The sequence below is a fragment of the Massilibacteroides sp. genome, from assembly GCF_028705895.1.
Taxonomy (GTDB): Bacteria; Bacteroidota; Bacteroidia; order Bacteroidales; family Tannerellaceae; genus Massilibacteroides.
Window position 1 is genome coordinate 1 of the sequence record NZ_JAQWCQ010000053.1, and the last position, 18914, is coordinate 18914.

Consider the following 18914-nt stretch of genomic DNA (forward strand, 5'->3'; position numbering starts at 1 on the left):
AAGTTAAGCCCAATCACGCCGATGGTACTGCGTAAAAGTGGGAGAGTAGGTAGTTGCCGTTTTAAGAAGAGAGCCGGTTCAGTATTAAACTGAATCGGCTCTGCTTGTTTATGGGAGGAAACATGAAGAATATTAGTCTTTGATTGCTTGATGAATGCGTGTAAGACGTAATAATAGATCTTCTAAGAGATCGAGTTTTAGCATATTTGCTCCGTCGGATTTTGCTACAGAAGGCTCTGGGTGAGTTTCAATGAAAAGACCGTCAACTCCTACTGCTATTGCTGCCTTTGCAATTGTGGAGATAAGGGATGGCATGCCGCCCGTCACTCCTGATGTTTGATTGGGTTGTTGGAGAGAATGAGTTACATCCATTATAACAGGAAACCCAAATTCTTGCATGGTTGGAATTGCTCTATAATCTACAACCAAGTCGGTATAACCAAAAGTTGTTCCACGTTCTGTCAACATTACGTTCTTATTCCCTGCATCTATTATTTTTTGTGCTGCAAATTTCATTGCTTCAGGAGCAAGAAATTGCCCTTTTTTTATGTTGACGATTTTTCCGGTTTTAGCAGCTGCTATTAATAAATCTGTCTGTCTGCACAGAAAAGCTGGGATTTGAAGCACGTCCACATATTCTGCGGCTATAGCAGCTTCTGTTGATTCATGAATATCAGTTACTACTGGAATGTCAAATGTTTCTTTTACCTTTTGGAGAATCTTCAAAGCCTTTTCGTCTCCGATGCCTGTGAATGAGTCTATCCGCGAACGGTTAGCCTTTCTATACGATCCTTTGAAGATATAAGGAATGTTTAGTCGGGAGGTTATGTTAACTATCTTTTCGGCAATATGAAGAGCCATTTCTTCTCCTTCAATAACACACGGTCCTGCCATTAAGAAGAAATTATCCTTGTTTTTGAAACTTTCTATTGTAATCATTGTTTTGTTTTTATTTCTTATTATTTAGTAAAACCAACGTTTGATCTATCTTTGTTTCTGTTGGAAGTGTTGCATCTATCCATTGAATACTAAAACCTCTTCTTTCCATGCCTCTGAACCATGTCATTTGTCGTTTGGCAAACTGATGTATGGCTATCTCAAGCTCGTTGACCATATTTTCATAACTCATCTTTCCGATAATATAGAGTGTTACGTATTTATATTCCAGTCCATAGTATATGAGATCATCTGGGCAAACACCATTGTTTAGAATCCGTTGAACTTCATCTATCATGCCTTCGTTCAGTCTGTCTCGTAAACGTTTTGATATTTTATTCCGGCGTAATTCTCTATCTATATCAATACCAATAATAAGACTATTGATTGGATCATATTTATTTCGATCAGGTGCCGAATGTTTATAAAACTCCTCTATCTCAATAGCACGGATGGCTCGTTGAGCAGAGTCAACGTCCGTTTTATTATGAAGTGTTTTATACGAAGCCAGAACCTCTTCCAGCTCAACTAATGTCTTTCCTTTTAATGATTCTCTTAATTTTTTGTTTTCCGGTACATCTAAGAGTTTATAACCTTTAAGTACAGCTTCAATATACATCCCTGTTCCTCCACACAAAATAGGGAGTTTACTCCGGCTTTGAATCTCTTTGAATACGCGGTGAAAATCATGTTGATATTCGAATACGTTGTACTTATATCCAGGTTCACAGATGTCTATTAAATGATACGGAATCGTTTTTCCGTTAACCGTATAATCTGATAGATCTTTCCCCGTACCTATATCCATACCTCGATAGATCTGTCGGGAATCTCCGCTGATAATTTCCGCATCTAAATGAGCAGCTAAGGCAGCTGCAAAACTTGTTTTTCCGGAGGCCGTAGGACCTATTATTGTGATTAACTCGTATCCCTTCATAATGAAACAAAGGTAATAAAAAAGCCGCATCCTTTCGGGTGCGGCTTCCTGATTATCTTTTAACCGGAATTATCCGTTAACTTTTGCCATGTGAGCGATCAAACCAAGAACTTTGTTTGAATAACCCCATTCGTTGTCATACCAAGAAACAACCTTAACGAAGTTAGGAGTCAATTGGATACCAGCCTTAGCATCGAAGATAGAAGTACGTGGGTCAGTTAAGAAGTCAGAAGAAACAACTTCGTCTTCAGTATAACCAAGGATACCTTTCAATTCGCCTTCAGAAGCAGCCTTCATAGCAGCGCAGATTTCTTCGTAAGTAGTTGCTTTGTCCAAATTAACAGTCAAGTCAACAACAGATACGTCCAAAGTAGGAACGCGGAAAGCCATACCTGTCAATTTTCCGTTCAATTGAGGAATAACTTTACCTACAGCCTTAGCAGCACCTGTAGAAGAAGGGATGATGTTACCAGCAGCAGCACGACCACCTCTCCAGTCTTTTGCTGAAGGACCGTCAACTGTTTTTTGAGTAGCAGTTGTAGCGTGTACTGTAGTCATCAAACCGTCTTTGATACCGAATTTGTCGTTCAATACCTTAGCGATAGGAGCCAAACAGTTAGTAGTACATGAAGCGTTAGAAACAAATTGAGTTCCTTTTACGTATGAATCCAAGTTCACACCACAAACGAACATAGGAGTATCGTCTTTAGAAGGAGCTGACATAACAACATATTTAGCACCAGCGTCAATATGACCTTGAGCTTTGTCTTTTGACAAGAATAAACCTGTTGATTCAACAACATATTCTGCACCAACAGCAGCCCAGTTCAAATCAGCAGGATTCTTTTCTGCTGTTACGCGGATTGCGTTTCCATTTACGACCAGATTTCCGTCCTTAATTTCAACTGTTCCGTCGAATCTTCCGTGGATAGTATCGTATTTCAACATGTAAGCCATGTAGTCAACACTGATAAGGTCGTTGATTCCAACTACCTGAATGTCGTTTCTGCCTTGAGCAGCACGAAAAACCAAACGTCCGATACGGCCGAAACCGTTAATACCTACTTTAATCATTGTAATAAAACTTTATATGGGTTTATTAAAAAAACTATTTCTTATTCACTTAACACCCGCAAGGGGTTGCGCACGAGGCTAACAATAATAACATAAACCAAAATGCTATGGAAACAATTGCTTTCTGTTTCATCTTGTCTTTATTTAAACCACCGCAAATGTAATTATGTTTTTTCGAATGACCTTATTTCTGAAGAGGAAAAAGATGCTCTCTAACATAAATTAATTGTTGAACTATGCTTTTTTTCGTGAAAATAACTTACCAATAATGGAGCCGGCTTTTTTTATGCCCCATGAGATAAATATCGGCTTGGCTATATCCCATGCCACAGGAATTAACATTTTGGTTAATGGAAGGAAATCTGCTAAAGATAATTGTTCAGATAAAGAATTACCTGCATTCTTGTCTGAGGGAGCAGATGTTGTCTGATCTTGTTTTTTTTCAGACTGACGGAACAACATAGAAGATATAAAAGACAAGAACAAAGTCCCCGCATTAGTCTGAACATAAGCTACATGTTCGTTTAGCTTATTTTCCTGTTCCTTAGTAAGTGCCAGGATCCGTTTTTTTTCAGTTTTTAATTTCTCCAGAGGAGTTTGAGGCTTGTTGTTCATTGTTCTCTGTGTCGTTCGTTTTTTCGTCGTTTGACATAAGTGCCGAGATAATTTCATTTTCCACACTGCTAACTATTCTTGCCTTATTCATTAAAAGAGCCAGTATGAGTATTAAATATAACACAGCCACACTGATAAATCCTAAACCTTCAGAATCAAAAAGTTCTCCAAGGAAAAAACCTAAAGAAAGAAATATGAATAAAAAAGCGAAGAATGCAGTGAAAAGAATAACCAAACCATATGAGAGAACTCCCAGCACTTTGCCTGTTCTCTCATAAGTGCTTAACTTGAGATAATCAAATCTTAACTCAAGGTAAGCGATCAGATCTTTTTTTATTCGATCAAATAATTGTTCTGAATTTTTCTCCATGAATTCTGTTTATTCAGCCGGAGTATTCGTTTCTTCAATCTTATTAACTAACTCTGTCTTTGTTTCTTTGTATTTACTAACGGCTGTATTGAATCCTTCTTTTACCTTATCCACAACATTGTTAAGCTCACCTAATAATTGTTCTCTTTTGTCAGTTGCAGCTAAATAACCTACAGCAGCCCCTACAGCAGCCCCTACAACTAATCCCAATAATAATTTTGAATCTACATTTTTCATAATTCTCCATTTTTTTAGTTACTACTCTACTAATATAACGCTTTTTACTGGAAGATGTTTTAATTTTCATCCTATATTTACTTAAAGATTGTTATTGATGAGAGAACTCATTTGTTTTTAATGCTTCTATTTGCTTATAACATAAATCTTTTGTTACTTTGCATCCGCTTTTCGTAATCTCTGTCGGGACATATGCAGCCCGTTATATTGCGTTTCGTTTATAATAACAATTTAAAGCTATAAAAAATGGATTTTATTAAAATTGCAGAAGAAGCATTTGCTACAAAGAAAGAACTTCCTGCATTTAAAAGTGGTGATACGATTACCATTGCTTACCGTATTAAGGAAGGTAACAAAGAACGTATCCAGCAGTACAGAGGCGTTGTGATCCGTATTTCAGGACACGGTGATAAGAAACGTTTCACTGTTCGTAAAATGTCAGAAAATGTTGGAGTAGAAAGAATTTTTCCAATGGACTCTCCTTTTATTGAAAGTATTACGATCAATAAAGTGGGTAAAGTTCGCAGAGCTAAATTGTATTACCTGCGTGCACTTACCGGTAAAAAAGCAAGAATTAAAGAAAAAAGAGTTTAAGCTACTCATATTTCGCAAAAAAGGATGTATCATGACGATACATCCTTTTTTGTTTTATTCCACAGTTACTGATTTTGCCAGATTACGGGGTTGATCTACATTTTTGCCTTTACATGCAGCGATATGATAAGCCAGCAATTGTAAAGGAATGGATGTTATGAGAGGATCAAGACATTCAATCGTTTCCGGCAATTCGATACAGTAATCCGCTATTTGAGAAATTACATTATCTCCCTCCGTAACAAAAGCAATGACCTTCCCTTTTCTTGCTTTGATTTCCTGAATATTACTTAGCATCTTCTCATACATTCCATTTTGTGTGGCAATGACTACTACAGGCATTTCTGCGTCTATCAAGGCAATAGGGCCATGTTTCATTTCTGCTGCCGGATAACCTTCTGCATGAATATAGGAGATCTCTTTTAGTTTGAGTGCTCCTTCGAGAGCCACAGGATAACAATAACCCCGTCCCAGATAAATGAAATTTGTAGCATATGTGAAAATAGCTGAAAGGTTTGCTATCTCTGCGTTTTTTTGCAATAATGCAGCCATTTTGTCCGGAATAATCAATAACTCCTTTAATATTATTTCTAAATCGTTTTGAGAAATCAATTGTTTCTCTTTTGCTAAGGAAAGAGCGAGAATTGCTAAAACTGTAACCTGTCCTGTAAATGCTTTTGTTGAAGCAACGCCTATCTCCGGACCAACGTGAATATATGACCCTGTATGCGTGGCACGGGGAATAGAAGATCCAACCGCATTGCATATACCATAAATAAATGCCCCTTTCGATTTCGCCAATTCGATAGCTGCTAATGTATCAGCCGTTTCTCCCGATTGAGATATTGCAAAGACAACATCTTCCGAGCTAACTACCGGATCGCTGTATCTGAATTCTGAAGCATACTCCACGCTCACCGGAATACGACAAAAACTTTCTATTAAGTGTTTGCCAATTAAAGCGGCATGCCATGATGTTCCACAGGCTACGATTATGAAACGACGGGCATTTAGAAGTCTTTCTTTATGGTCGATAATTGCTGATAATATAACATTAGTTCCTTCCATATTGATCCTTCCGCGCATACAATCGCGAATACACTCCGGTTGATCATAGATTTCTTTTAACATGAAATGAGGAAATCCCCCTTTCTCTAACTGACCGATATTTAACTTGACAATCTGTTCCTTTGCTGTAATTTCCTCATTATATAAGTTGACTACTTTTAGTTTTTCTCCTTTTTTCAGAACTGCAATTTCTTCATCATTCAGATAAACCACTTTATCTGTATATTCTACAATCGGAGTCGCGTCAGACGCCAGAAAAAAATCGTCTTCACCTATTCCTACTACTAAAGGACTGCTTTTACGAGCAGCGATAATCAGGTTGGGCTGATTCTTATCAAGTACAGCTATTGCGTAAGCCCCAATTACTTCACGAAGAGCCAATTGAACCGCTGTGAGAAGATCCTTTGTTTCTGTATTCTTAAAATATTCGATTAACTGCACCAGTACTTCCGTATCTGTATTGCTCTTGAATTCGTATCCTCTTTCCTGTAAATTTTCTTTTAATGAAGCATAGTTTTCAATTATCCCATTATGAATGAGAGCTAGCGTTTCCGAAGCAGAATAATGAGGGTGAGCATTTGCCTGACAAGGTTCACCGTGAGTTGCCCAACGCGTGTGAGCTATACCGATATTGCCGGTGGTATCATTTTTTTCTACTGCATTTTCCAGATCAGAAACCTTGCCTTTTGCTTTATAAACATTTAAACTTTCACTATGATCAATCAATGCCAAGCCAGCACTGTCGTAGCCTCTGTATTCAAGTCGTTTTAATCCCTTAATTAAAATAGGATAAGCTTCCCGCCCTCCAATATAACCAACAATTCCGCACATGTATTCTGTCTTTATGTTTTATATATGTTGAAATAAAGATCTTTTGGGTAACAAATATAGAATAAATTGGTTTTAAAGTTTAATTTATTTTTGTTTTATTGAATTAAAGATATATTATGTGGACTGTGTTCTTTATTCACTCTAATGATAAAAATTCCTACATCCATAGATTCGATTTTCTCGAGTTTATGAATTATATAGACATAGTCTCTTCAAAAAAGTCTTTATCTTTGCAGTATGGTAAGCTTCTTGAAACGTATATTTATCCTCATTTTAGTTTTGATGATTCCGAGTGTTGCCTTTTCTCAGAAGGCTGTTAAGCCTCGAAATGGAGAAGGTATTCAATCTTTTTTGAAACGACACAAATTGACGAGTGAAGAGGATTATGAGAAATTCTTAGAACTTAATAGTGGAAAGTTTGGTAAAGGAAACTCGTTGTTGAAAGGTGTTTCTTATAAATTGCCTGTTTCATCATCATCATCATCTTCTTCTTCTGCAAATCAGAACTTTGGAGCGAAGTTTAATAATAAACTGTTTGGGAAGAACTATTCGGAATATACTATAAAATCAAACAAACTTGAAGGTGCTTGTTTTTATCTTACCAGTGGACATGGAGGTCCTGATCCGGGTGCAATAGGAGAAGCAGGCGGCCATAAATTACATGAGGACGAATATGCTTACGATATAACTTTGCGTCTTGCTCATGCACTCATGGAAGAAGGTGCTACGGTTTATATGATAATTCAGGATAAAGATGGTATTCGTGATGATAAATACCTTAAAAACAGTAAAACGGAGACTTGTATGGGAGCTACTATTCCTTTGGGACAGGTGGAAAGACTAAGGCAACGCACGAATAAAATAAATAGTTTAAATAGAAAATCGAAATCGAACTATAAAAGAGCTATTTTTATACATTTAGATAGTCGGAGTAAATCCAAGCAATTAGATGTTTTCTTCTATTATGCGGAAAATAGTACGGAAGGAAAAAAACTGGCAAATACAATGTTAAAGACATTTGATGAACATTATAATAAACATCAACCTTCGCGTGGATTTACAGGAACTGTCAGTACCCGCAATCTATATGTATTGAATAAAACAACACCTACGGCGCTTTTTGTGGAATTAGGGAATATACGTAATAGTTTTGACCAAAGAAGATTCCTTGACTATAATAATAGACAGGCTTTGGCTAATTGGATATGCCGGGGTTTTATCCGTGATTTCGAAAATACCAGGAAGTAAGAGGGGCTTATTTTTTAGTTATCAAATAATTCTCTAATCCTTGTTTTCTCAGTTTACACGCCGGACAATGTCCGCATCCCTCAGCCGGAATTCCATTATAGCAAGTTAATGTTTTGTTCTTGATAATATCAAAAACTCCCAATTCATCTGCTAACTTCCAAACTTCAGTTTTATTTCTCCACATAAGTGGCGTATGTATTTGGAAATGTTCATCCATTGCCAGATTAATAGAGGTGTTTGCCGAAAGAATAAACGTATCACGACAATCGGGATACCCACTATAATCAGCTTCGGAAACGCCGGTCACAATATGTCTTATTCCGTGCGAGCGGGCAATAACAGCAGCAAATGTCAGAAATAAAAGATTTCGTCCCGGAACGAATGTATTTGGGTACGAATCCTCCGGTTTCTCTTCATCCATTTTAATATTGCTTGTTAATGAGTTAACTGAAAGCTGACTAATTATACTTGCATCTAAAAGTTGAAAAGGTATATTGGCTTCGTGCGCAATAGATGCCGCAATTTCAGTTTCTTTAGAATGTCGCTGTCCGTATGTAAAGCAGAGGGTACGAACAGAGGAAAAATATTTTTTAGCCCAGAAAAGGCAGGTAGTAGAGTCTTGTCCTCCTGAGAACAAAACCAAAGCCGGTTCGTTGATATACATATATTTTCTTTGTTTTTTACGTGGTTGATCCTAAGATACACGGAAAAGGTGTTTCCTTTTCAATAACAAAAATAGTAAAAAAAGCGTAGTTGCCATATCATGGGAACTACGCTTAAATAAAGTTTGTTATCTTTCAATTATTCATCCAATAAGATTTCAAGAATCTGGCAAGCAGCCTTAGCTACCGGTGAACCCGGACCAAAGATGGCGGCTACACCCGCTTTGTAAAGATAATCATAATCCTGTGCAGGGATTACTCCTCCCGCGATTACGATGATATCTTCACGTCCCAATTTCTTGAGTTCTTCAATTACCTGCGGAACAAGAGTTTTATGTCCGGCTGCAAGAGAGGAAACGCCCATTACATGAACGTCGTTTTCTACTGCCTGGCGGGCTGCCTCAGCGGGAGTCTGGAACAACGGTCCCATGTCCACGTCAAATCCGCAATCCGCATAGCCTGTTGCTACAACTTTGGCACCACGGTCGTGACCGTCTTGTCCCATTTTTGCGATCATAATACGAGGCTGACGACCTTCTTTCTTCGCAAATTTCTCTGTCAGTTCACAGGCTCTGATGAAGTCTGCGTCTTGTTTTGTTTCTGATGAATACACGCCTGAAATAGTTCTGATTATTGCTTTATAACGTCCTGCTACTTCTTCACAAGCATCGGAAATTTCACCCAAAGTTGCGCGAAGTCCCGCCGCTTTTACTGCTAATTCTAACAAGTTTCCTTTTTTCGTACGAGCACATTCTGTGATAGCTGCTAAAGCTTCTTTTACAGCCGCTTCATCGCGTTTGCCACGCAATACATTTAATCGTTCAATTTGTTGAACGCGTACTGCCGTGTTATCAATTTCAAGAATATCAATCGGATCTTCTTTCTCAAGACGGTATTTGTTCACACCTACGATTGTTTGTATGTTAGAGTCAATGCGTGCTTGAGTACGAGCTGCAGCTTCTTCGATACGCATCTTAGGAAGACCGGTCTCGATCGCTTTTGCCATACCACCCATGCTTTCCACTTCCTGAATCAACGCCCAACCTTTATGCACCAATTCGTTTGTCAATGTTTCCACATAGTATGAACCTGCCCATGGATCGATTTCTTTACATATTTGAGTTTCTTCCTGAATGTATATCTGGGTATTACGGGCAATACGTGCAGAGAAATCGGTAGGAAGAGCAATCGCTTCGTCCAATGCGTTGGTGTGTAAGGATTGCGTATGTCCTAATGCCGCAGCCATAGCCTCAATACAAGTACGACCTACATTATTAAACGGATCCTGTTCGGTTAGCGACCAACCGGACGTCTGACTATGTGTACGAAGAGCAAGAGATTTCGGGTTTTTAGCACCGAAACTCTTTACAATCTTAGCCCAAAGCATACGAGCTGCACGCATTTTGGCGATTTCCATAAAATGATTCATGCCGATCGCCCAGAAGAAGGAGAGGCGAGGAGCAAAAGCATCCACATCAATCCCTGCGTTGATACCCGCACGCAGATATTCCATCCCATCACAAAGCGTATAAGCCATTTCAATATCCGCTGTTGCTCCGGCTTCCTGCATATGATAACCCGAAATAGAGATCGAGTTGAACTTAGGCATCTTCTGTGAAGTATATTCAAAGATGTCAGCAATAATTTTCATTGAAAATTCAGGTGGATAAATATACGTGTTACGCACCATGAATTCTTTCAATATATCATTCTGAATGGTTCCGGCCATCTCTTCCAGTTTGGCGCCTTGTTCTAATCCTGCATTGATGTAAAAAGCAAGTACAGGCAATACCGCACCATTCATTGTCATTGATACAGACATCTTATTCAATGGAATTCCATCAAAAAGTACTTTCATATCTTCCAGAGAACAAATAGATACACCGGCTTTACCGACATCGCCTACAACACGATCGTGATCGGCATCATATCCGCGGTGAGTAGCAAGGTCAAAAGCAACTGAAAGTCCTTTTTGTCCTGCGGCTAAGTTTCTTCTATAAAACGCATTTGATTCTTCTGCAGTAGAGAATCCTGCATACTGACGGATTGTCCAAGGACGCATAGCGTACATACCACTATAGGGTCCTCTTAAATAAGGAGGAAGACCAGACGCATAATGCAGATGTTCCATTCCTTCCAGATCTTCTTTCGTATAGACAGACTTAACGTCTATATGTTCCGGCGTTTTCCAGTCGGCTCTGATGCCGTTATCTTTGACCCATTCTTTAGCGTCAATAGTTGCGAATCCGGCGTTCTTTATATCTATGTTTTTAAAATTCAGTCTCATGATTTTTCTTCTTAAGCAATTCCTAATTTAGCGTTAAAGGCTTTTAATGTTTCAAGCACATTGCTTCTTACATTAATAAATTGAGTAATACCTTGTGCTTTCAGATCTTCAGCACATTCCGGTGCACCAGCGACTACAAATTCTGCTCTTCCATTAAGAGCCTTATAGGCTGCAGGGGCAAACTCTGCGTATTCGTCATCACTTGAACATAGAACCACGATGTCGGCACCTGCTTTCATCGCAGATTCAACCCCCAGTTCAACTGTTTCAAAACCTAAATTATCAATTACTTTATATCCCGCACACGCGAAGAAGTTAGAAGAGAATTGCGAACGAGCCAAACGCATTGCCAGATTACCAATTGTAAGCATAAATACTTTTGGTGTTTTTCCGCTTTTTTCTGTAGCCAACCGTAACGCTTCGAATTCAGAGGCACCGCGAGTCTTATTTAATGTCGGAATAGCTTTGTTTTTATCACAACCACATGTACAGCCGCAAGCATCTTCTTTTTTGATTTTGCTACTTGCTGTCTCAGTGAAATTAGGGAATTGATTTGTACCTAACAGAACTTCACGGCGCGTAGCAACCGCTTTTTGTCTTGCTGTGGCAGAAGCATTAACTGCATTTTGTATCTCTCCTTTATCCGCCATTGCTGTAAACCCACCGGCTTCTTCCACTTCAAGGAATAATTTCCAGGCAACATCAGCTAATGAATTGGTTAATACTTCGACGTAGTATGAGCCTGCTGCCGGATCGGCAACTTTATCAAAATGACATTCTTCTTTTAATAATAATTGTTGATTACGCGCGATGCGTTCTGAGAAATCGTCTGAATCCTGATAGATCACATCAAATGGTAAAACAGTGATAGAATCTACTCCTCCTAATGCTGCAGACATCGTTTCCGTTTGTGAACGAAGTAAGTTAACGTGCGCGTCGAATATTGTCATGTTCCACTCAGACGTGATTGCCTGCGCTACCATTTTTGATGCACAGTCGCATGCTGGTTTGTATTCTGCAACAATCTGTGCCCATAACCAACGTGCTGCTCGGAATTTAGCCATTTCCATAAAGTAATTTGAACTAATTCCAAAGTTGAATTTGATTCTTTTGGCAACATCATCAATAGAAAGACCTTTTTCTGTTAGCTTAGCTATCAAGTCGTTTCCCCATGCTAATGCATAACCTAATTCCTGAAAAATGTATGCTCCCGAGTTGTTCAATAACATCGCATTAACAGCAAGCACACGGAATTTAGGTAATCCGGCGGCAGCATTGATAACCTCAATGGCTTCATCTGCCCAATCTCCGGCCTCATGCCCTTTTTGTAATGGGTTTTTAAACGGATCATAGTTTACCGAACCATAACATTTGCTAAGGTCGGAACCGGCCGCTTTCAGATAATCTGTTAATATATTCAGGAGTTTCGCTGCACCACTAAGGCAAGTCTTAAAGTTTAACTCTACTGCTTCCGGTACAATCCCATTCAGTAATACGGCTATATTTTCTGCGGATATTTTATCTTTCTTGAAGGCAAAACCAAGTGAGGTAATCCCTTTATTTAAAAGATCGAGCGCCTTTTTATTGGCTGCTGCAAAATCAACGACATCCATATCCTGCCGTACTTTCCAATCATTGTCTTTTTTCGTTCCTCTTACATAAGGAAATTCTCCCGGCAGGGAGTTCGTTGTTTTTAGATTCCGGATATCCTCTTCTCTGTAAAAAGGCATAACTCCAAAACCTTCGTTTGTTTTCCAGATTAGTTTTTTCTCAAATGGCGCCCCTTTAAGGTCTGCCGTAATTTTCGCCATCCACTCTTCTGTGGTTACCGGCGCAAATTCGGAGAAAAGTTTTTCTTTTAACTCTGACATAATGTTAGTTACTTTAAATCTTTTGGTATTAGTAATGTTCAATAACTATATCGCTCAATAATAGAGTTCAAAGGTAAAATAATAAAAAGAAAGAACAATGAAAGAGTGCTAAAAACACGATGGTTTTACTTGTTTAATGCCCCTTCTTGTTTTTTTAACGTAGAGTTATTTTACTCCAATTACCGATGTTGGTTGTTTTTATGCTTTTTACGTCATTAACATAATGACCGGATTTGATTCTTTTGAACCATAATTTAAGAAAACCTGACTTGTGCCTGCTCTTTCCTCAAAAAGTTGGAAACTACCTGACATCATAAAATTTAACATCTTGAAAAAACGAATGATATTACTTTTACGAATACTTTTTTCTTTGCACTGCAATTTCTTTCATCTCACAGATTGCGTTTTGACAAAAGGTTGTTTTTTTTGCCTTTTTGCTTACGTGTCAAAAAACGCTTAGCCTTATTCTTTTTTGTTTTTATAGGGTTTGGGACTAATAAATATTTCGTATAGACTAAAAAAGGCCATTTTTGGGTGTAAATAAAAAGGTTATTTTTTGAAATATATCCTTTATGTTTAAAAACCGAATAGTATCTTTTTTCAAAGACATCAGGATGTGTTTTTTTTATCTGCTTTTTTCGTTCAATTTCGACAGTTCGAAAAAACGGACATGCCGTATAGTCTGTTTTAAGTCTGGTTTTATGATGTTTGGTTTTCCGGCATGCCAGTTGTTGTTTTCTTTCAAAAGAAGCCTTAAAACGTCTTTCTTGAGGTTGGTGTTAATTTGGTAGGAAATAATTCGATTCGCTGTTATTCTGTTCTGTTTGATGGTTTTCTTATCTTTTGTAATTCCGCCGAAGGTTATTATTTTCTGCTTGAAAAAAGCCAATGGTTGGAAGGATTGTAAAAGCTTATACTGTACGAGAATTTGTTTTTTTGACTACCTTCGATGCCTGAACAGTTAAAAGTGCCATTACCGCAGATGAAAGAGTTGTATGCTTTGTTAAAAAAGTTTTTTGGATATACGTCTTTTCGCCCGTATCAGGAAGAAATCATTCAAACGATACTAAAGAAACAAGACGCCTTGGTCTTGATGCCTACCGGAGGGGGGAAGTCTATTTGCTTCCAGTTACCTGCTATCTATCTGCCCGGAACGGCGGTGGTCGTGTCACCTCTGATTGCTTTGATGAAAGATCAGGTTGAAGGACTTATTGCCAATGGGATTCCTGCGGCTGCCTTGAATAGTTCGATGCGGGAAGAAGAACGACAGCAAGTTAAACAACTCTGTATGCAAGGAAAGATAAAACTGCTGTATATTTCCCCTGAAGGATTGTTGGGCGAATTAACCTGGTTGTTGCCTCGAATGGAAATTTCTTTGATCGCAATTGATGAAGCGCACTGTGTCTCCCATTGGGGGCATGATTTCAGACCGGAATATACGCAGTTGTCAGTTTTGAAAGAACAGTTTCCTTCTGTTCCGATAGTCGCCCTTACGGCTACGGCAGATAAAATAACCCGTCGGGATATTATCGATCAGCTAAAGCTTAAGGATCCTGCTGTATTTGTTTCTTCCTTTGACCGTCCTAATCTGTCACTTACTGTGCGTAGGGGACTTACTAAAAAGGATAAAACAACAGCGATGGTTCAGTTTATCCGGGCGCATAAGGATCAGTGTGGTATTATTTATTGTACAAAGCGGGATGATACGGAAGCGGTTGCCGTTACGTTGAAATTATTTGGTATTGGAGCTTTAGCGTATCACGCAGGAATGTCGGCAGGACAACGCGAAACGACACAAAATGACTTTATCAACGACCGGATTCAGGTTATTTGCGCGACAATTGCTTTTGGTATGGGAATAGATAAAAGTAATGTCCGTTGGGTGATCCATTATAACACTCCTGGAAGCATAGAAAATTATTATCAGGAGATAGGACGTGCAGGGAGGGATGGTCTGCCAAGTGATACTCTTTTGTTTTATTCTCTTGCGGATTTGATCGTACGCCGTCGTTTTGCGGAAGATAGCGGACAAAAAGATGTGAATTTAGAGAAGCTTGATCGTATGCAACGTTATTGTGAAGCAGATGTCTGTAGGCGTCGTATCCTTTTGAGTTATTTTTCGGAACAGCGAGAAGAAGATTGCGGTAATTGTGATGTTTGTAAGAATCCTCCGGAACGCTTTGATGGTACGATGTTGGTTCAGAAGGCACTTAGTGCAATAGCTCGTACGGAAGAGCATGTGGGGATGCAAATGCTGATTGATATTCTCCGGGCTTCAGCGCGCGCAGATGTGATTGCCAAAGGATATCATTTGCTGAAAACATACGGAGTCGGCCGGGATCTTTCCTATAAATTATGGCGTGAATACCTCTACCAAATGATTCAGTTAGGCTATATTGAAATCGATTATGCTGCATCAAATGTGTTTCGCATTACCCCGTCGGGACGAAAGGTTTTGTTTGGGGAAACAAAAGCCTTGCTTGCTGTTTATAAAGAACCGGATATCGAAGTTACCACTGAAAAACGAACGCGAAAAGGGGAATTCAAAGCGCGTCCTATTCGTCCGAAAGAAGCCTCGACAATCGAAGAGACCCTGTTTGATTCTCTTCGTCAATTACGAAAACAACTGGCAGAAAAAGAAAACGCCCGTGCTTATCTGATTTTTTCTGATGCCGCTCTACAGGATATGGTAGATAAAAAGCCGTTAACACTGGAGGCTTTCGCAGAAATTAAAGGGGTAGGGCAGATTAAACAAGAAAAATACGGGAAAGTATTCATTGCTCTGATTCGTTTCGTGTTAAAGAAACAGAGTGAGCATTAATGTGCCAATTTTAATGGGACACTAACGATTCAGAGAAACAGGTATTTGTTTGTCAATGTTAGTTCGGACGACAGATTTGAGATTGTGAAAAAAGAAAAAAAAATATGAGCAAAAAAGAAAAAATAACCGTACAGGGCACGGAAATAACCGTTATTTCGGAGAAAAATAACGACTATATTTGCCTTACCGATATGGTAAAGGGTCAAGAGGGCGAAGATCATATCCGCAACTGGATGCGCAACCGCAATACCCTTGAGTTTCTCGGTGCTTGGGAGATGTTACACAACCCCGCCTTTAAAGGTGTCGAATTCGACACCTTTTTGCACGAGGCTGGAGCAAACCGTTTTAATATGACACCCCGCAAATGGATTGAGGCGACCGATGCTATCGGCATTATTTCCCAAGCAGGGCGAAACGGTGGAACTTACGCCCACAAAGATATTGCGTTTGAGTTCGGTTCATGGCTCAGCCCGGTGTTTAAGCTCTATTTGATTACCGAGTATCAGCGACTTAAAGAGGCTGAAAACAATCCGATGCTCGGCGAATGGAATGTAAAACGGGTGCTTAGTAAAGTGAATTATACACTTCATACCGATGCCATCCGTGATTTTATCGTCCCCAAAATTGATGTTGAGCGAGAGAAAACATACGCGTATGCAGATGAAGCCGATATGTTGAACCTCGCTTTATGGGCTTGTACAGCAAAACAATGGCGGGATGTAAATCCCGAATACGCAAAGAAAGGTTTGAATATACGTGATACGGCAAGTATTAACGAATTGGTGGTTTTGGCAAATCTTGAATCGTTTAACGCAGAACTTTTGAAACGTGATATGGACAAATCTACCCGATACGCTTGTTTGCACGAAATGGCAGAACGGCAATTGACACGCCTCAATGCCATAGATGCAGATAAAGGATTTCGGAAATTAGAAGTAAAAAAACACACCTGAGATTCCAAAGAAATTGCGATCTTTACAGCCTGGTTGTTTGACAGTATAGACCCGCAAAACGCTGAAATACACACGGTTACTAACTCGTTACCTCTAAAATTCAATAACTCTGCTAAAAATTTATTCTTCAATCGGTTATGTCAAACCGATGAAAATCTAAAATATAAAAATTCCTCTTTTCTTAAATTAACGGGGAGCCTTTTTGTAGAGGTAGATCGCGATGAACGTATATACAAAATTGGGAATCCAGGCTGCAATTCCGGCACTTACATACCCATTTACGGCAAAGGTGGATGTAATTGTCATAAAGAGAATATACGAAAAACTTAAAGCTAAACCAATCCCAATATTCAGTCCCATTCCCCCTTTTATCTTTCGTGATGAGAGAGAGACGCCGATATAGGTTAAGATGAAAGCGGCCATAATGGATGCGTAGCGTTTGTGATATTCTATTTCAAATGTCTGAATATTACCAATCCCTCTTTTCTTTTGTCTGTCGATATACGTTTTTAATTGGGGAGTAGTCATCGTTTCACAATCATTGATCGAAATAAGAAAATCTGACGGAACAATTGTCAGCGTTGTGTCTTTTCTTGATCCAGATGTTATATGTTCGCGTGTTTCATCGAAATCACGGATCATATAATCAATAACTGTCCACTGATGTAAAGAGTCGTATTTAATTGATTTTGCAGTCAGACGGGATATCAGCTTTTTATCATCAAATTGTTCTAAAGAAAAACGATATCCCATATTCGATCTGGAGTCGAACGTACTAAAATAGGCAATGACACCCGGTTCGACTTCAAGTTGTACATTTTGCGCTGAAGTTTCTTTTTTGTTTTTTATGTATTTATTCTGAAAGTCAATTCGCGTTATATTGGCCGGAGGAATAATATAGGCATTCAGAACAAAGGTAAATATGGCTATCACTGCAGCTGAAATTGTATAAGGTAGCATCAGTCGCTTAAAACTCATACCGCTGGCTAACATGGCTATAATTTCGGAGTTGTCTGCTAATTTGGAGGTGAAGAAAATAACAGATACAAATGTGATTAACGCACTGAACATACTCGCAAAATACGGTATAAAGTTCAAATAGTAATCAAAGATAATTGCTTTTAAAGGCACGTCAGGTTTCAGGAACTTATCAATCTTTTCGTTGATGTCAAATACAACTGAAATTGCAATAAGTAATATGATCGCAAAGAAGTAAGTTCCGAGAAACTGCTTGATAATATACCAGTCGATTCGTTTAAGCCCTAACTTCATAATCTATAACCTGTTTGATAGTTGTTTAACCATACCGCTCTTCCAAGAAGTGAAATCTCCTTCAATAATATGTTTCCGAGCTTCCTTTACTAACCACAAGTAAAAAGCAAGATTATGAATCGAAGCAATCTGTAATCCAAGTATCTCTTCTACTTTGATCAGATGATGTAGATAGGCTTTGCTATATAATGTGTCAACAGAACAATATGCATCCGGATCAATAGGAGAGAAGTCGTCCGCCCATTTTTTGTTTCGCATATTCATTGTACCGAAACGAGTGAATAATTGCCCGTTCCGTCCATTTCGGGTGGGCATGATACAGTCAAACATATCAACCCCTCTTTCTATCGCTTCAAGTAAATTCACCGGAGTGCCCACGCCCATCAGGTAACGAGGCTTGTCGGACGGAAGTATTTCATTGACTAATTCAATCATTTCATACATCTTCTCTACAGGTTCGCCTACGGCAAGTCCGCCGATTGCATTTCCATCTGCTCCTTTGCCGGCTATATATTCTGCCGCTCGTTTTCTCAGATCAGGATAAACGCAGCCTTGTACAATAGGGAAGAGGCTTTGCTGATAACCATATTGGGGTTCGGTTGAATTGAACCGATCTAAACAGCGATCTAACCATCGTTCGGTCAATGCCAACGACTTTTCTGCATAATCATATTCTGCATCTCCCGGACAACACTCATCAAACGCCATGATTATATCGGCTCCGATAGTACGCTGTATATCCATCACCTTCTCCGGAGTAAACAGGTGTTTCGACCCGTTAATATGAGAACGGAATTCCGCACCTTCTTCTCTGATTTTGCGAATTTCTGCTAATGAAAAAACCTGGAAACCACCACTGTCAGTCAGAATAGGTTTGTCCCAACTGTTGAATTTATGAAGTCCGCCCGCACGTTCCAGAATATCGAGTCCCGGACGCAAATAAAGATGGTACGTATTGCCCAGAATAATCTGTGCCTTCACCTCCTCTTTAAGTTCAGTCATATGAACTGCCTTAACACTTCCTTGCGTGCCAACCGGCATGAATATAGGAGTCTCAATCTCGCCATGGTCCGTAGTGATTCGTCCGGCGCGTGCATTCGACTTTGTATCTTTACTCTGTAATTCGAACTTCATTCGT

General features: G+C 39.1%; 16 protein-coding genes. 4 read left to right on the top strand and 12 right to left on the bottom strand.

Going from position 1 to position 18914, the window contains the following annotated elements; translation table 11 throughout:
• Positions 1-132: 132 nt before the first annotated feature.
• From kdsA to PHT93_RS12210, 6 genes are all read right to left on the bottom strand, one after another.
• Entirely contained in the window at positions 133-939 is an 807-nt protein-coding gene (gene kdsA / locus PHT93_RS12185; protein WP_300243345.1) for a 3-deoxy-8-phosphooctulonate synthase, read from the bottom strand.
• 10 nt (positions 940-949) lie between these two features.
• On the bottom strand, positions 950-1873 hold the full coding sequence (miaA, locus tag PHT93_RS12190) for a tRNA (adenosine(37)-N6)-dimethylallyltransferase MiaA (RefSeq protein WP_300243348.1): 924 nt from the start codon (positions 1871-1873) through the stop codon (positions 950-952).
• A 69-nt stretch (positions 1874-1942) separates the two neighbouring features.
• Positions 1943-2947, bottom strand: coding sequence for a type I glyceraldehyde-3-phosphate dehydrogenase (gap, locus tag PHT93_RS12195; RefSeq protein WP_300243351.1), 1005 nt, complete (start codon positions 2945-2947; stop codon positions 1943-1945).
• Positions 2948-3181: 234 nt separating this feature from the next.
• The gene (locus PHT93_RS12200) at positions 3182-3562 is read right to left on the bottom strand and encodes a hypothetical protein (protein WP_300243353.1); all 381 of its coding nucleotides are present in this window, start codon (positions 3560-3562) and stop codon (positions 3182-3184) included.
• Positions 3519-3932 carry a hypothetical protein gene (locus PHT93_RS12205; RefSeq protein WP_300243356.1) on the bottom strand — a complete coding sequence of 138 codons (414 nt, stop codon included), beginning with the start codon at positions 3930-3932 and terminating at the stop codon, positions 3519-3521. The genes PHT93_RS12200 and PHT93_RS12205 overlap by 44 nt, the downstream gene beginning before the upstream one ends.
• A 9-nt stretch (positions 3933-3941) precedes the next feature.
• Entirely contained in the window at positions 3942-4169 is a 228-nt protein-coding gene (locus PHT93_RS12210) for a YtxH domain-containing protein (protein WP_300243359.1), read from the bottom strand.
• A 246-nt stretch (positions 4170-4415) separates the two neighbouring features.
• Here PHT93_RS12210 and rplS point away from each other — a divergent pair, with 246 nt between their 5' ends.
• A complete protein-coding gene (gene rplS / locus PHT93_RS12215; RefSeq protein ID WP_300243362.1) occupies positions 4416-4763 on the top strand; it encodes a 50S ribosomal protein L19 in 348 nt (115 codons plus the stop codon).
• Between the two features lie 54 nt (positions 4764-4817).
• Here the strand turns inward: rplS and glmS are convergent, their stop codons facing one another.
• The gene (glmS, locus tag PHT93_RS12220) at positions 4818-6662 is read right to left on the bottom strand and encodes a glutamine--fructose-6-phosphate transaminase (isomerizing) (RefSeq protein ID WP_300243365.1); all 1845 of its coding nucleotides are present in this window, start codon (positions 6660-6662) and stop codon (positions 4818-4820) included.
• Positions 6663-6899: 237 nt separating this feature from the next.
• Between glmS and PHT93_RS12225 the strand changes: the two genes are divergently transcribed.
• The gene (locus PHT93_RS12225; protein WP_300243368.1) at positions 6900-7910 is read left to right on the top strand and encodes an N-acetylmuramoyl-L-alanine amidase; all 1011 of its coding nucleotides are present in this window, start codon (positions 6900-6902) and stop codon (positions 7908-7910) included.
• Positions 7911-7917: 7 nt separating this feature from the next.
• Here the strand turns inward: PHT93_RS12225 and queC are convergent, their stop codons facing one another.
• The 3 genes from queC to mutA form a co-directional block, all read right to left on the bottom strand.
• Entirely contained in the window at positions 7918-8574 is a 657-nt protein-coding gene (gene queC, locus PHT93_RS12230) for a 7-cyano-7-deazaguanine synthase QueC (RefSeq protein ID WP_300243371.1), read from the bottom strand.
• A gap of 137 nt (positions 8575-8711) precedes the next feature.
• A complete protein-coding gene (scpA, locus tag PHT93_RS12235) occupies positions 8712-10859 on the bottom strand; it encodes a methylmalonyl-CoA mutase (RefSeq protein ID WP_300243374.1) in 2148 nt (715 codons plus the stop codon).
• A gap of 11 nt (positions 10860-10870) precedes the next feature.
• A complete protein-coding gene (gene mutA, locus PHT93_RS12240) occupies positions 10871-12730 on the bottom strand; it encodes a methylmalonyl-CoA mutase small subunit (RefSeq protein ID WP_300243377.1) in 1860 nt (619 codons plus the stop codon).
• A gap of 982 nt (positions 12731-13712) precedes the next feature.
• On the opposite strand from mutA, the gene recQ reads away from it, so the two are divergent.
• Positions 13713-15551 (top strand): DNA helicase RecQ, encoded by a 1839-nt coding sequence (gene recQ / locus PHT93_RS12245; protein ID WP_300243404.1) that lies wholly within the window; start codon positions 13713-13715, stop codon positions 15549-15551.
• Between the two features lie 104 nt (positions 15552-15655).
• Entirely contained in the window at positions 15656-16504 is an 849-nt protein-coding gene (locus PHT93_RS12250) for a KilA-N domain-containing protein (RefSeq protein WP_300243380.1), read from the top strand.
• 186 nt (positions 16505-16690) lie between these two features.
• Here the strand turns inward: PHT93_RS12250 and PHT93_RS12255 are convergent, their stop codons facing one another.
• Together PHT93_RS12255 and tgt are read right to left on the bottom strand one after the other, a co-directional pair.
• The gene (locus PHT93_RS12255; protein ID WP_300243383.1) at positions 16691-17776 is read right to left on the bottom strand and encodes an LptF/LptG family permease; all 1086 of its coding nucleotides are present in this window, start codon (positions 17774-17776) and stop codon (positions 16691-16693) included.
• A gap of 3 nt (positions 17777-17779) precedes the next feature.
• A complete protein-coding gene (gene tgt, locus PHT93_RS12260; protein WP_300243385.1) occupies positions 17780-18910 on the bottom strand; it encodes a tRNA guanosine(34) transglycosylase Tgt in 1131 nt (376 codons plus the stop codon).
• Positions 18911-18914: the final 4 nt, after the last annotated feature.

Bases quoted from the DNA above. Each gene is read 5' to 3' on its own strand.
- PHT93_RS12225 (WP_300243368.1), top strand. From the start codon at position 6,900: ATGGTAAGCTTCTTGAAACGTATATTTATCCTCATTTTAGTTTTGATG.
- PHT93_RS12255 (WP_300243383.1), bottom strand. From the start codon at position 17,776: ATGAAGTTAGGGCTTAAACGAATCGACTGGTATATTATCAAGCAGTTT.
- queC (WP_300243371.1), bottom strand. From the start codon at position 8,574: ATGTATATCAACGAACCGGCTTTGGTTTTGTTCTCAGGAGGACAAGAC.
- PHT93_RS12210 (WP_300243359.1), bottom strand. From the start codon at position 4,169: ATGAAAAATGTAGATTCAAAATTATTATTGGGATTAGTTGTAGGGGCT.
- recQ (WP_300243404.1), top strand. From the start codon at position 13,713: ATGAAAGAGTTGTATGCTTTGTTAAAAAAGTTTTTTGGATATACGTCT.
- rplS (WP_300243362.1), top strand. From the start codon at position 4,416: ATGGATTTTATTAAAATTGCAGAAGAAGCATTTGCTACAAAGAAAGAA.
- tgt (WP_300243385.1), bottom strand. From the start codon at position 18,910: ATGAAGTTCGAATTACAGAGTAAAGATACAAAGTCGAATGCACGCGCC.
- PHT93_RS12250 (WP_300243380.1), top strand. From the start codon at position 15,656: ATGAGCAAAAAAGAAAAAATAACCGTACAGGGCACGGAAATAACCGTT.
- PHT93_RS12205 (WP_300243356.1), bottom strand. From the start codon at position 3,932: ATGGAGAAAAATTCAGAACAATTATTTGATCGAATAAAAAAAGATCTG.
- scpA (WP_300243374.1), bottom strand. From the start codon at position 10,859: ATGAGACTGAATTTTAAAAACATAGATATAAAGAACGCCGGATTCGCA.
- glmS (WP_300243365.1), bottom strand. From the start codon at position 6,662: ATGTGCGGAATTGTTGGTTATATTGGAGGGCGGGAAGCTTATCCTATT.
- PHT93_RS12200 (WP_300243353.1), bottom strand. From the start codon at position 3,562: ATGAACAACAAGCCTCAAACTCCTCTGGAGAAATTAAAAACTGAAAAA.
- kdsA (WP_300243345.1), bottom strand. From the start codon at position 939: ATGATTACAATAGAAAGTTTCAAAAACAAGGATAATTTCTTCTTAATG.
- mutA (WP_300243377.1), bottom strand. From the start codon at position 12,730: ATGTCAGAGTTAAAAGAAAAACTTTTCTCCGAATTTGCGCCGGTAACC.
- gap (WP_300243351.1), bottom strand. From the start codon at position 2,947: ATGATTAAAGTAGGTATTAACGGTTTCGGCCGTATCGGACGTTTGGTT.
- miaA (WP_300243348.1), bottom strand. From the start codon at position 1,873: ATGAAGGGATACGAGTTAATCACAATAATAGGTCCTACGGCCTCCGGA.